General features: G+C 64.2%; 11 protein-coding genes. All 11 read right to left on the bottom strand.

Annotation, left to right across the window (positions count from 1 at the left end):
• Positions 1-5: 5 nt before the first annotated feature.
• Positions 6-761 (bottom strand): isoprenyl transferase, encoded by a 756-nt coding sequence (locus tag FHS78_RS14950; RefSeq protein WP_205305338.1) that lies wholly within the window; start codon positions 759-761, stop codon positions 6-8.
• A gap of 89 nt (positions 762-850) precedes the next feature.
• The gene (frr, locus tag FHS78_RS14945) at positions 851-1,420 is read right to left on the bottom strand and encodes a ribosome recycling factor (RefSeq protein ID WP_167095179.1); all 570 of its coding nucleotides are present in this window, start codon (positions 1,418-1,420) and stop codon (positions 851-853) included.
• Positions 1,421-1,460: 40 nt separating this feature from the next.
• On the bottom strand, positions 1,461-2,231 hold the full coding sequence (pyrH, locus tag FHS78_RS14940; protein ID WP_167095178.1) for a UMP kinase: 771 nt from the start codon (positions 2,229-2,231) through the stop codon (positions 1,461-1,463).
• A 135-nt stretch (positions 2,232-2,366) separates the two neighbouring features.
• A complete protein-coding gene (tsf, locus tag FHS78_RS14935; RefSeq protein ID WP_167095177.1) occupies positions 2,367-3,290 on the bottom strand; it encodes a translation elongation factor Ts in 924 nt (307 codons plus the stop codon).
• A 134-nt stretch (positions 3,291-3,424) separates the two neighbouring features.
• A complete protein-coding gene (gene rpsB, locus FHS78_RS14930; protein WP_167095176.1) occupies positions 3,425-4,249 on the bottom strand; it encodes a 30S ribosomal protein S2 in 825 nt (274 codons plus the stop codon).
• A gap of 249 nt (positions 4,250-4,498) precedes the next feature.
• Entirely contained in the window at positions 4,499-7,933 is a 3,435-nt protein-coding gene (dnaE, locus tag FHS78_RS14925) for a DNA polymerase III subunit alpha (protein ID WP_167095175.1), read from the bottom strand.
• 285 nt (positions 7,934-8,218) lie between these two features.
• On the bottom strand, positions 8,219-9,115 hold the full coding sequence (locus FHS78_RS14920; protein ID WP_167095174.1) for a LysR substrate-binding domain-containing protein: 897 nt from the start codon (positions 9,113-9,115) through the stop codon (positions 8,219-8,221).
• A 30-nt stretch (positions 9,116-9,145) separates the two neighbouring features.
• Positions 9,146-10,210: a YeiH family protein gene (locus FHS78_RS14915; protein ID WP_167095173.1), complete on the bottom strand. Its 1,065-nt coding sequence runs from the start codon at positions 10,208-10,210 to the stop codon at positions 9,146-9,148.
• A gap of 95 nt (positions 10,211-10,305) precedes the next feature.
• Positions 10,306-11,037 (bottom strand): ABC transporter ATP-binding protein, encoded by a 732-nt coding sequence (locus tag FHS78_RS14910; protein WP_167095172.1) that lies wholly within the window; start codon positions 11,035-11,037, stop codon positions 10,306-10,308.
• A complete protein-coding gene (locus FHS78_RS14905) occupies positions 11,030-12,334 on the bottom strand; it encodes a lipoprotein-releasing ABC transporter permease subunit (protein WP_167095171.1) in 1,305 nt (434 codons plus the stop codon). The genes FHS78_RS14910 and FHS78_RS14905 overlap by 8 nt, the downstream gene beginning before the upstream one ends.
• A 41-nt stretch (positions 12,335-12,375) precedes the next feature.
• Positions 12,376-13,695: a proline--tRNA ligase gene (gene proS / locus FHS78_RS14900; protein ID WP_167095170.1), complete on the bottom strand. Its 1,320-nt coding sequence runs from the start codon at positions 13,693-13,695 to the stop codon at positions 12,376-12,378.
• Between the last annotated feature and the right edge of the window lie 11 nt (positions 13,696-13,706).

Below are 13,706 nucleotides of genomic sequence, written 5' to 3'. Positions count from 1 at the left end.
CGCGATCAGCTTCCATTGCCCGCCGGGACGGCGCCGAAACGGCGCTGGCGGCCGTTGAACTCGGCAATGGCGGCGCGGAGATGTTCCGGCGTGAAGTCCGGCCAGAACACGTCGTCGAAGAGAAGCTCCGAATAGGCGCTTTGCCAGATCAGGAAGTTGGAGAGGCGCTTTTCGCCGCTGGTGCGGATAACGAGGTCGGGATCGGGAATGCCTGCCGTGTCGAGATAGGCCGACACCGTATCCGGCGTGATTTCAGCGGCGCTGAGCCTGCCCGCCTCGACCTCACCGGCAATGCGGCGCATGGCGGAGGCGATCTCGTTCTTGCCGCCATAATTGAAGGCGATGATGAGGCGCAGCCGCGTATTGGCGCGGGTCAGCGTTTCGGCTTCATCGATCAACTTGACCAGATCCGGATCGAGATGGGCGCGGTCGCCGATAATGCGGATATTGACGCCATTGCGATGCAGCTCGGCCAGGTCGCGCCGGATGAACAGGCGCAACAGCCCCATCAGGTCGTTCACTTCCTCCGGCGGGCGGTTCCAGTTTTCGGAACTGAAGCTGTAGAGCGTCAGATATTCGATGCCCATTTCGGAGGCGGCGCGGACGATGACGCGAACCGCCTCGACCCCCTGCCGGTGCCCGGCGGCGCGGGGCAGATGGCGCCTGGCCGCCCAGCGTCCATTGCCGTCCATGATGATGGCGACATGACGCGGCACCGCCTGAGAGGCGGTTTCGCTGTCATTCTGCTTGGACGTCAACATCATACCGTCAACCGGGTGTTCTGTTCTGGCCGGGCCCGCGCGACCGCCGACCCGATAGTGAAACCTGCCATCAAGGCAACAGCAAGGCCTCAAACCTGCATGATTTCACTTTCTTTGTGGGCCAGCGCCGCATCAATCTCCGCGATGAACTTGTCGGTCAGGGACTGGACCTCGTCGCTCCAGATCTTGTGATCGTCCTTGCTCATCTTGCCGTCCTTTTCGAGCTTCTTCAGCTCGTCCATCGCGTCGCGGCGCACATTGCGCACGGCGATGCGGGCCTGCTCGGTATAGCGCGCGGCGACCTTGGTGAGTTCCTGGCGGCGCTCTTCGTTGAGCTCGGGGATGGGCAGGCGGAGCAGCGTGCCGTCGACGACCGGGTTGAGGCCGAGACCGGAATTGCGGATCGCCTTTTCGACCGCCGCCACCATGCCCTTGTCCCAGACGGAGATCGTCAGCATGCGGGGCTCGGGCACGCCGACCGTGCCGACCTGGTTGAGCGGCATGGTCTGGCCATAGGCGTCGACGGTGATCGGATCCAGCAGGCTCGCGGTCGCGCGGCCCGTGCGCAGGCCGCCGAACTCGGTTTTCAGTGCTTGCACGGCGCCCTTCATGCGGCGTTCGGTGTCGTCCAGATCGAAAGTCTCTTCTTCGTCAGCCATGTCGTTTCCTTCCGTGCCTCGCTTCGCCTGGCGGCGTTTCTCAGGCAGCGTTCTCGATGATAGTGCAGCGTCCCTTGCCCGTCAGAACATCGACCAGGGAACCGGAATCGTGAATGGAGAAAACGATGATCGGAATATCGTTCTCCCGGGCCAGCGCGATCGCGGAGGTGTCCATCACCTTCAGGTCGCGCGCGATCACGTCGAAATAGGTCAGCCGTTCGTAGCGTTCCGCGTCGGGGACCTGTTTCGGGTCGTCCGAATAGACGCCGTCCACCTGCGTTCCCTTCAACAGGGCGTCGCACCCCATCTCGGTCGCCCGGAGCGCGGCGGCGGTATCGGTGGTGAAGAAGGGGTTGCCGGTGCCGGCCGCGAAGATGACGACCCGGCCCTTTTCCATATGCCGAACCGCGCGGCGGCGGATATAGGGCTCGCAAATGGTCGTCATCGGGATGGCGGAAAGAACCCGGGTGGGCACATCCAGACGTTCCAGCGAATTCTGCATGGCCAGCGCGTTCATGACGGTGGCCAGCATGCCCATATAGTCGGCGCTGGCCCGCTCCATCCCCTTGGCCGCGCCGGACAGCCCGCGGAAGATGTTGCCGCCGCCGATCACCAGGCAGACCTCGACGCCGATCTCGCAGGCCTGCTGGATTTCCCGGGCGATGCGATCGACCGTGCCGACATCGATACCGTATTGGGTATCCCCCATCAGGGCTTCGCCCGAAACCTTCAGGAGGACGCGGGCGTAACGCGGCTTATCGGCGCCTTCGGCTGCGCTTTCGGTTGCACTTTTCGTGGCACTGGCGGACATGGGCAGGATTCCGGCGCTATGGGCGTGGCTTCTGGACTGATTGGCCGGGGAGCGAATCCCTCCCCGCCTGCCAGAGACAATAGCGCCCCCTGCGCCGGTTGGCGAAGGGGGCGCTTCATTGCATGGCAAATAGCCTTAACCGCGGGCGGCGGCCACTTCCGCGGCGAAGTCCGCCTCTTCTTTCTCGACGCCTTCGCCCAGGCCGAAGCGCAGGAAGCCGACGACGTTCACCGGCGCGCCGATATCGCCCTCGGCGTTCTTCACGGCCTGCTCGACGGAGTTGTCGGGGTCGATCACGAAAGCCTGGGAAAGCAGCACGACTTCCTGGAGGAACTTGCGCATGCGGCCTTCGACCATCTTCTCGATGATGTTGTCGGGGCGGCCGGATTCCTTGGCTTCGGCGATGAGCACGTTGCGCTCACGCTCGATCGTGTCCTGATCCATGTCTTCCGGGCGGGTGGCCAGCGGGGTCGTCGCCGCGACATGCATCGCGATCTGCTTGCCGAGCTCGGAGAGCTTTTCCTTGTCGCCGGTGGATTCCAGAGCGACCAGAACGCCGATCTTGCCGAGGCCCGGAGCGACCTGGTTATGGACATAGGCCGACACCACGCCGTCATCGACCGAGATGAAGCCGGCGCGGCGGACATTCATGTTCTCGCCGATGGTGCCGACGGCCTCAGTCACATAATCCTCGACGGATTTGGACGAGCCGGTATAGGTCGCTGCCTTGAGCGCATCGACATCGCCATTGGCGTCGAGCGCCAGCTTGGCGATTTCGGAGACCATGCCCTGAAACTGTTCGTTGCGCGCCACGAAGTCGGTTTCGGAGTTCACTTCCACGACCGCGCCGCGCGTCCCGTCGGCGACGACGCCGATCAGGCCCTCGGCGGCCACGCGACCGGCCTTCTTGGCGGCCTTGGCCAGCCCCTTGGTCCGCAGCCAGTCGACCGCGGCTTCCATGTCGCCGTCGTTTTCCTTGAGCGCTGCCTTGCAGTCCATCATGCCTGCGCCGGTCTTTTCGCGCAGTTCCTTCACCATGCTTGCGGTGATATCAGCCATCGGATTTCCTCAAAATGCTGCGACCCCGGCCCGCGAAACAATCCGCGCCTGCCGAAGCCTATCGAAACCTCTTCAAGAGCACTGGCGGGGCCCCGCAACCGGGCCGCCCCGCCAGGCCGAATTCGGACCTCGGCTTACTCGGCCGGGGTTTCGGCAGCCGGCTCAGCCGCCGCTTCAGCAGCCGGAGCTTCCTCGGCCGCCGGCGCGTCTTCCAGAGCAGGCTCGGCCATCGGCTCTGCCTCGGCGCCGACATCGACGCCCATGGCGCCCTGGCTCTGCGAGATACCGTCGATCACCGCGCGGGAGATCAGATCGGTGTAGAGGCTGATGGCGCGCGCCGCATCGTCATTGCCCGGGATCGGGTAAGCGATGCCGTCGGGATCGCAATTGGAATCCAGAATGGCGACGACCGGAATGCCGAGCTTGCGGGCTTCCTGAATGGCGATCGTTTCCTTGTTCGTGTCGATCACGAACATCATGTCGGGAATGCCGCCCATGTCCTTGATGCCGCCGATGGCGCGTTCGAGCTTGTCGCGCTCGCGCGTCATCATCAGGATTTCCTTCTTGGTCAGGCCACGGGCCTCGCCGCCAAGGACTTCATCCAGTTCGCGCAGGCGACGGATCGAGTTGGAAATCGTCTTCCAGTTGGTGAGCGTGCCGCCCAGCCAGCGATGGTTGATGTAGTACTGGGCGCACTGACGCGCCGCCTCGGCGATCGGATCGGAGGCCTGGCGCTTGGTGCCCACGAAGAGCACGCGGCCGCCACCGGCCACCACATCGCGCACGGCGACGAGCGCCTGATGCAGCAGAGGCACCGTCTGGGCCAGATCGATGATGTGGATGTTGTTGCGGTTGCCGAAGAGGAAGGTCTCCATCTTCGGGTTCCAGCGATGGGTCTGGTGACCGAAGTGAACGCCGGCCTCCAGCAGTTGACGCATAGTAAAATCGGGGAGTGCCATGACACCCTGCTCCTTTTTCCGGTTGGACCTCCGCGGGGGGAAACGTGTCGACCTCGCACCAAAGGAGATCGACCGCACCGGACGGGGGCACCCTATGTTGTCTCTGTGACAGACCTCTGAAGGTCGGCGCAAAGACGGTGGGTACACCCAACCCCGCGTGTGGAATGGCGCCGGTATAGGGGGAGAAGGGCTGAAAAGCAAGCCTGAATAGCGGCTTAGCGCGGCCTGAGGGGCAGATTTCGCACGCCGTCAGATTTCCTGAACCTCGATGACCCCGGTCATGGATTTGACCGCGCCGCGGATTTCGGGCGTGACGCGGTAGCGGTCCTTCAGCTCGATCTCGACCTCGCGGCCCTTGTCGGCCAAAAGGACAAGGGAAACAATACCTTTCCCCTTTTCCTTGAGGCGCATTTTCAGCGGCTCCAGCGTGGAGGGATCCTCCACGAAGACCTTCATGCCCTCTTCGACATTGGCGGTCGCGGCTTCCAGCGACTGAACGCCCAGGGCCCTGAGCTTCACTTCATCGCCCGCGCGGTCGATTTCCACGGAGACGACGACGGATCTGCCGGGCTCCATGACGTCGCGCGAGGCGGAGAGCACCTCGGAAAACACGATCATCTCGAACTGGCCCGTCGGGTCGGACAGGTTGAGGAAGGCGAAGGGATTGCCCTTCTTGGAGCGGCGCTCCTGACGGGCCGTCACCGTTCCGGCCATCTTGGCCGCCGGGGTGCTGCGCGCCAGCATCTCCGCATAGGTGACGACGCCCGCCCGCTTGAGCGAGGTCAGATAGCCGTCCAGCGGGTGACCGGAGAGATAGAAGCCGATGGCGTTGAATTCCTCGTTGAGGCGCTGGATCGGCGTCCAGGATTCCACGCGCGGCAGGGCCGGATTGGCCATCGCGGCCCCGCTGTCGCCGCCGAAGAGATTGACCTGCTGGGTCTCGCGCTCCTCCGCCGCCGAGCTGGCTATGCCCATCAAAAGATCCGCGCTGGCAAGGAGTTGCGCGCGATCCTTGTGAAGGTCGTCGAAGGCGCCGGCGCGGACCAGGTTTTCAAAGGTGCGCTTGTTGATGTAGCGCGGACTGACGCGGCGCGCGAAATCGAAGATGTCGCTGAAGGGACCGCCTTCCCGCCGGATTTCGACCACATGCTCCATCGCCTGGCGGCCGACATTCTTGATGGCGGCGAGCGCATAGAGCACTTCGCCGTTTTCCACGGTGAACATGGCCTCGGAACGGTTCACCGATGGCGGGCAAACCTTGATGCCAAGACGGGTCGCTTCCTCCTTGAAAACATTCAGCTTATCGGTGTTGTTGAGATCGAGGCTCATGGAGGCGGCCAGGAACTCCACCGGGTAGTTCGCCTTCAGCCAGGCCGTCTGATAGGCGACGAGCGCGTAAGCCGCGGCGTGAGACTTGTTGAAGCCATAGCCCGCGAACTTGTCCACCAGCTCGAAGATTTCCGCCGCCTTGGCCTTGTCCACGCCCTTTTCGACCGCGCCGGTGACGAAGCGTTCCTTCTGCTTCTCCATCTCCGCCTTGATCTTCTTGCCCATGGCGCGGCGGAGAAGGTCGGCTTCGCCCAGCGAGTAGCCGGAGAGGATCTGCGCGATCTGCATCACCTGCTCCTGGTAGATGATGACGCCATGCGTCTCGCGCAGGACGTCTTCCAGCCAGGGGTGCAGATAGTCGGGCTGCTCCTCGCCCTTCTTGCAGGCGATGTATTTCGGGATGTTGTCCATGGGGCCCGGGCGGTAGAGGGCCACCATGGCGATGATGTCTTCGAAGCGGTCGGCATTGAGCTTGCGGAGCATGTCTCGCATGCCCGAACTTTCAAGCTGGAACACACCAACCGTTTGACCCTTGGCCAGCATCTCGTAGCTGGACTTGTCGTCCAGCGGCAGATGGGCAAGATCGACGTCGATGTCCCGCAGTTTCAGCAGATTGATCGCCTGCTGAAGGACAGTGAGTGTCTTGAGGCCCAGAAAGTCGAACTTTACCAGCCCCGCCGGTTCCACCCATTTCATGTTGAACTGGGTGACGGGCATATCCGAGCGGGGGTCACGGTAGAGCGGGACCAGCTCGTCCAGCGGGCGGTCGCCGATCACCACGCCAGCGGCATGGGTCGAGGCGTGGCGATAAAGGCCTTCGAGTTTCTGGCCGATTTCCAGCATCCGGGCGACGGTTTCGTCGTTCTTCGCCTCTTCCTGAAGGCGCGGCTCACCCTCGATGGCTTCCGGGAGGGTGACCGGGTTGGCCGGATTGTTGGGCACGAGTTTGCAGAGCCGGTCCACCTGGCCATAGGGGAGCTGGAGGACGCGGCCCACATCGCGCAGCACGGCGCGGGCCTGCAACTTACCGAAGGTGATGATCTGGGCGACCTGGTCGTAGCCGTAGCGATCCTGCACATAGCGGATCACCTCGTCGCGCCGGTCCTGACAGAAGTCGATGTCGAAGTCCGGCATGGACACGCGTTCGGGGTTCAGGAAGCGCTCGAAAAGGAGCCCGAAGCGCAAGGGGTCGAGATCGGTGATGGTGAGCGCCCAGGCGACCACCGAGCCCGCGCCGGAGCCACGGCCCGGACCGACCGGAATGTCATGCGCTTTCGCCCATTTGATGAAGTCGGCCACGATGAGGAAGTAGCCGGGGAAATCCATCTTGACGATGATATCGAGTTCGAAGCGCAGGCGCTTGCGGTAGACCTCCTCATCCGCCACCGCCTCCACGGCAGCAAGACGCGCGGTGAGCCCCTCCTCCGCCTGACGCACCAGCTCCTCCGCCTCGCTGGTGCCGGGGGCGAAATTGGGCAGGATCGGCTTGTGGGTGCGCGGGCGATAGGCGCAGCGCCGAGCAATCTCCAGCGTGTTCTCGATCGCCTCGGGCAGGTCGGAGAAGAGCGCGACCATTTCGGCCTGGGATTTGAACCGATGTTCGGGCGTCAGGCTGCGCCTGTCGGCCTGGGCCACATAGGCGCTTTCCGCGATGCAGATCATCGCGTCATGGGCCTCGAACTCATCTTCCCGGGCGAAATAGGGCTCGTTGGTGGCGACGAGCGGAATGGCCCTTTCATAGGCCCAATCGATCAGTTGCTCCTCGGTCTGGCGCTCGCGCGTCATGCCGTGGCGTTGCAGCTCGACATAGAGCCGGTCGCCGAAGGTCTTTTGCAGCCAGTCGAGATTTTCCCGCGCCGGACCGGGCTGACCGGCCTCCAGCAGCCTGTTCACCACGCCTTCCGGCCCGCCGGTCAGGCAGATGAGCCCTTCCTGGCACTCCGCGATCTTGGCGAGCGGCACATGGGCGGGCTCGCCGGCTTCCGGATCCAGGAAGGCCCGGCTCGAAAGCTTCATGAGGTTCCTGTAGCCCTGCTCGTCCTTGGCGAGCAACGCGACGATACCCGAGGGGTCGCGGCGCGGGCCGCGGCCGGGTTCGTCGTCGGCTTCGAGCAGGACCGGCAGCGTGCAGCCGATGATGGGCTGGATTCCGGCGCCGGAGAGAACCTCGGAAAATTCAAGCGCGCCGAAAAGGTTGGCGGTATCCGTGATCGCCACGGCGGGCATGCCCTCAGCCCTGCAGAGCTTGGGCACGTCCTTCATGCGGATCGCCCCTTCCAGCAGGGAATAGGCGGTATGCATCCGCAGATGGATGAACTGGAGAGCCTGAGATTGCGAGGAACGGGAATCGGCCATGGCATGCATTCTCCCGCCCCAGCGGCCCCGTGTCAGGCGGGGCCGCAAAATAAAGATGTGGAAAAGACGATTATCCCATCAGCCCCTTGGCGATCTCCACCCAGGTCACCGCCGTGAAGATGAAGGCGGTAATGGAGGCCAGCGCCGCGATATCCTTCAGCCAGCCATTGGTTTCATGTCCCGTTTGCATTTTGCAGCCCCTCGCTCAAGAATGAAGTTCATGAAATGTTCTGGTCCGGATAGTTCCTCTTTTGTTCTCTTTCGTCAAGGAGAAAATTCCCGGGGTTACGCGGCCTGGCGTCCGGCGGACTTGCAGTGGTCGATCAGGGCCTCGGCCGCCTTGCTCAGGCGGCGCTCCTTGTGGCGGATCACATAGAAGGCGCGGCGGCCAAGCGCCGGCTTCAGATGCTTCAGCCGACCTGCGGCGATGCTTTCCGCCACCACCAGCTCCGACAGCGCCGCGATGCCCGCGCCCGCTTCCGCCGCGGCGCGCACGGCCTCGTTGGACGGCAGAACCATGGCAATGCGGCGTTCATGGATCGGGACTTCAAGGGCTGCGATCGCGTTTTCGGCTTCCGAGCGCGTCCCCGAGCCCGGCTCGCGGACGATCCAGTCGGCGGCGGCAAGCTCGGCGGGCTTCAGGCTGCGCTTTCCGGCCAGCGGGTGATCCGCCGCCACAACGAGGACCATCTCGTCGATGCCGACCCGCTCGGCCGCCAGCGCGCCCGCCTTCACCTCGCCTTCGACGAAACCGATATCCGCCATCCCCGCCTTCACCGCCTCGATGACGGCGCCGGTATTGCCCTGCTCCAGGCGGACATCGACTTCCGGCGCGCTTTCGCGGAAGCGGACGAGACGGGGCGGCAGCCAGTAGCTGGCGATGGTCTGGCTGGCGGCCACATTGATCGCGCCACGGGCCCTGGAGCCGAGTTCGCTCAGCATGAGTTCCGCCGCCTCGGCCCGGGCGACAACCGCCCTCGCCTCGCCGAGAAAAGCCCTGCCGGCGGCCGTCAACTCGATGCGGCGGCCGACCCGGTCGAAGAGCCGCGCATCGTGGCGGGCCTCCAGCGCGGCGATGGCCGCGCTCACCGCCGATTGGGTCAGCCCCAATGCGGCGGCGGCCTGCGTCACATGCTCGCGTTCGGCCACGGCCAGAAAGATACGAAGCTGATCAAGCGTCACGGAGGGGTTCCCGGAAAAGTCGACAGGCGTTCAGCTTAGCCAGGTTACGAGGCCCAGTCCCGCCACGGAAATGAATATCCAGGCCGCCGCGCCGAGGATGAGGGGCCTGAGCCCCATCGCAAGGAGCTTGCGGAAATCCGTCTCGAGGCCCATCGCGGCCACGGCGACCGCGAGCAGGAAGGTCGTCGCCATGCCCGTGTCCGCCTTTGCCGCCTCGCCCAGCGGGAAGAGCGTGTTGACCAGGATGAGCGCGAGGAAGCCGAAGGCGAACCACGGGATATGGGCCCAGCGGCTCTGCGCAGGGCGGCTTTCTTCCGGCCCCGCGACATCGGGGGCGCCATGGGCGGTCTCCCGGACCCAGAAGGCGGCGAGCGCCAGAATGACGGGCGCCAGCATCATGACCCGGGTGAGTTTGACGATGGTGCCGAAATGGCCCGCCGCCTCGCCGCCCTGAAAGGCCGCGGCCACGACCTGCGCCACCTCGTGAATGGTCGCCCCGGTCCACAGGCCGTAGGCGTGCGGCGTCAGCGCCATGGCGGCGCCGAGGATCGGGTAAAGCAGCATGGAGATGGAGCCGAATATGGTCACGCAGGCGACGGCATAGGCGACCTCCTCATCTTCCCCGCCAATGACGGCATCGGCGGCGATGACGGCCGAGGCCCCGCAAATGGAGGTGCCCGAGGCGATCAGCGCGGAAAGCGACTTGCCGACACCGAGCGCGCGGCCCATCCAGAGGGTAAAGAAGAAGGTCGCGCCGAGCGTGGCAAGCGTCGCTGCGATGCCGCCCAGCCCCACGCTTTCCACCTGGGCGAGCGTGAGCTGGAGCCCGAGCAGCATGACGGCGAAGCGGAGAATGCGGCGCAGGGAAAACTTCACGCCCGCCCTGGCGGCCTCGGGCGTGCCGACGATGTTGTTGAAGGCCATGCCGAGCAGGATGGCGAGGATCAGCGGGCTCAGCGGCCCCATGCCCGGCAGTTCGTGAAGGCCGGTCGCCGCCGCGCCGATGAGGACCGTCAGGCCCAGACCGGGCAGTAGCGCGGTAGCGTTTTGAAGGCGCGTGGGGTGCGCGACGGTGGCTGCGTCGTTGGCCGACATGACAAGGCTCCCTGACATCTAACTACAGGGAGCATGCGTAAAACAGATCAATCGGTCCAACGTGTTATTCTTATCAAACCAATCGATATTGTCGATCAAAGGCTCTGATACTTCGCGGCGAGTTCGGCGCCTTCGAGCAGCTTGCCCTCATGGAGCAGCACGACCCGATCCATATGCGAGGCGAGGTCGAGATTGTGGGTCGCAATAAGCGCGGCCACCCCCTCCTGCCGGCAGACATTCAGCAGCTCGGTGAAGACATGCCGGGAGGTCTTGGGGTCGAGATTGCCGGTCGGCTCATCCGCCAGAACGAGGCGCGGCCGGTTGGCGAGCGCCCGGGCGATGGCCACACGCTGCTGCTCGCCGCCGGAAAGTTCGGCGGGACGGTGCGTCGCGCGGGGCGCGAGCCCCATGCGGGTGAGCAGGTCCATGGCGAAATCATGCGCGTCGCCCTTTTTCCGACCCGCCACGAGCTGGGGCAGCATGACATTTTCCACCGCCGAGAATTCGGGCAGCAGATTGTGGAACTGATAGACGAAGCCGATATCCGTGCGGCGGACGGCGGTCTTCTGGCTGTCCGGCAGCGCCACGCAATCGCGCCCGCCGATCATCACGGCGCCCATATCGGGCATTTCCAGCAGGCCGGCGATGTGCAGCAGCGAGGATTTGCCCGCGCCGGACGGGCCGACAAGCCCGACCATCTGACCTTTCCAGATGTCGAGCGAGAGTTCGCGGAAAATCTGGAGCGCTTCTTCGCCCTGCGAATAGATGCGCGTGACATCCTTGAGGCTGAGGGCGGGTTCGGTCGCGGCGGTCGTGACATCACTCATAGCGCAGCGCCTCCACCGGATCGAGCGAGGCGGCGCGCCAGGCGGGATAGAGCGTCGCCGCGAAGGAAAGCCCCAGCGCCATGAGCACGACATAGGTCACTTCGGTCGCATTCACCTCCGCCGGCATTCGGCTCAGGAAATAGACCTCCGGCGAGAAAAGCTCCGTGCCCGACAGGCTGGAGAGAAACTGGCGCAGCGGCTCGATATTGAGGCAGAAGACGAGACCGAGTGCGAAACCGGCCAGCGTGCCCAATACGCCGATCGAGGCGCCGGAAATGAAGAAGACGCGCAGGACGGAGCCGCGCGTCGCGCCCATGGTGCGCAGGACGGCGATGTCCCTGCCCTTGTCCTTCACCAGCATGATGAGACCCGAAATGATGTTGAGCGCGGCGACGACCAGGATGAGCGTCAGGATGAGGAACATCACATTGCGTTCCACCTGAAGCGCGCTGAAGAAACTCTGATTGGTCTGCTGCCAGGTCACGACATCGCAACAGGGTCCGGCGGCCTGCGCCACGGGCAGGACGGCGGCGTTCACCCGGTCGGGATCGGTAATCCGGAGTTCCAGCGCGTTCACGCCGTCGCCCGTCTTCAGGAAGCTCTGCGCCGCGGTGAGCGGCATGAAGACGAAGGTGGCGTCATATTCCGACATGCCGACCTCGAAGATCGCGCCGACCTTGAAGGCGCGCACGCGGGGCGCCGTTCCGAAGGGCGTCGAGGTGCCTCGCGGGCTCAGCAGCGTGATCTTGTCGCCGACGGAGACGCCGAGCTTGCGCGCCAGACGCGAGCCGACAGCGACATCTCCGTCCTTGAAGCTGCCCAGCGAGCCCATCAGCACATTGCCGGAGACGGCGGTCAGGTGTTGCAGGTCGTCTTCGCGCACGCCGCGTACCAGCGCGCCGGAAGCGTTTGCCGGCGTGGAGGCCATGACTTGCCCCTCGACCAGCGGCATGACATGGGTCACGCCGTTCACCTTGCGCACCTTGTCGGCCACGCTGTCATAATCGGTGATATAGCCCGCCACGCCGCGCACGAACATATGGCCGTTGAGGCCGAGAATGTGCGACAGAAGCTCCGTACGGAAACCGTTCATCACCGACATGACGATGATGAGCGTCGCCACGCCGAGCATGATGCCGACGAAGGAAAACCCCGCGATGACGGAAATGAAGCCTTCCTTGCGGCGGGCCCGCAGATAGCGGAAGGCCAGCAGCCATTCGAACCCGCTGAAGGGCCGCGTCTTGCCGCCGGATGCCGGTTCCACGTCACCGGTTGCGAGGCCTGCATTTTCGCTCATATCGGTTTTCGCCTTTCGCCCCCGCCGTGCAAATGACCGGTTCAGCTCGTGAGAAGGTTCAGCGCTGAATCGATCGACAGTTCTTCCTTCTCGCCCGTCGCCCTGTTCTTCACTTCCACGACGCCGTTCTTCAGGCCGCGCGGACCGACCACGAGCTGCCAGGGAAGGCCGATCAGGTCCATATTGCTGAATTTGGCCCCTGCCCGCTCGTTCGTGTCGTCGTAGAGCGTTTCTACACCGGCGGAAGTGAGTTTCGCGTAAATGTCCTCGCAGGCCGCATCCGTCTCTTCATCGCCGGATTTGAGATTGACGAGGCCGACCTTGAAGGGTGCCACGGCCTCGGGCCAGATGATGCCGCCCTCGTCGTGGCTCGCCTCGATGATGGCCCCGACGAGGCGCGACACGCCGATGCCGTAAGAGCCCATCTGGACGGGGACTTCCTTGCCGTCGGGACCGGACACGACCGCGCCCATGGCTTTCGAGTATTTCGTGCCGAAAAAGAAGATATGCCCGACCTCGATGCCGCGCGCCGTCATGCGCTTGTCCTCGGGCACCTCGGCCGCGAACTTCGCCTCGTCATGGACTTCGTCGGTCGCGGCATAAAGCTCCGTTCGCGAACGAATGATCGGCTCGAGATCGCTCTCATAGTCGAGATCGTCGCCCGGCACATCCATGTCCACCAGATCGCGGTGGCAGAAGACGGCGGACTCGCCCGTCTCCGCCAGAATGATGAATTCGTGGCTGAGATCGCCGCCGATGGGACCGGTATCGGCCGCCATGGGAATGGCGCGAAGCCCCATGCGGTCGAAGGTCCGCAGATAGGAGACGAACATCTTCCGATAGGCGCGGCGCGCGGCCTCCACATCGAGGTCGAAGGAATAGCCGTCCTTCATCAGGAATTCGCGACCGCGCATGACGCCGAAGCGCGGCCTGATCTCGTCGCGGAATTTCCACTGGATGTGATAGAGGTTGCGCGGCAGATCGCGGTAGGAGCGGACCGAGTTCTTGAAGATCTCGGTAATCATCTCCTCATTGGTCGGCCCGTAGAGCATGTCCCGGTCGTGCCGGTCCTTGATGCGGAGCATTTCCGGCCCATAGGCGTCGTAGCGGCCCGACTCGCGCCAGAGATCGGCCGACTGGATCGTCGGCATGAGCAACTGGATGGCGCCGGCCTTTTCCTGCTCCTCGTGAACGATCTTCTCGATGTTCCTCAAGACACGCAGGCCGAGCGGCAGCCAGGCATAGATACCGGCGCTGGTCTGGCGGATCATGCCGGCGCGCAGCATGAGCCGGTGCGAGACGATCTGGGCCTCGGCGGGGTTTTCCTTGAGGGTGGGCAGAAAATATCGGGAAAGACGCATAGCGTTGGGCT

Origin of the sequence: Parvibaculum indicum, from assembly GCF_011762095.1 — a bacterium.
In the GTDB taxonomy this organism is placed as follows: Bacteria; Pseudomonadota; Alphaproteobacteria; order Parvibaculales; family Parvibaculaceae; genus Parvibaculum; species Parvibaculum indicum.
The sequence above is the reverse complement of the archived record's forward strand: the minus strand, read 5'-3'. Positions and strand labels throughout refer to the sequence as shown.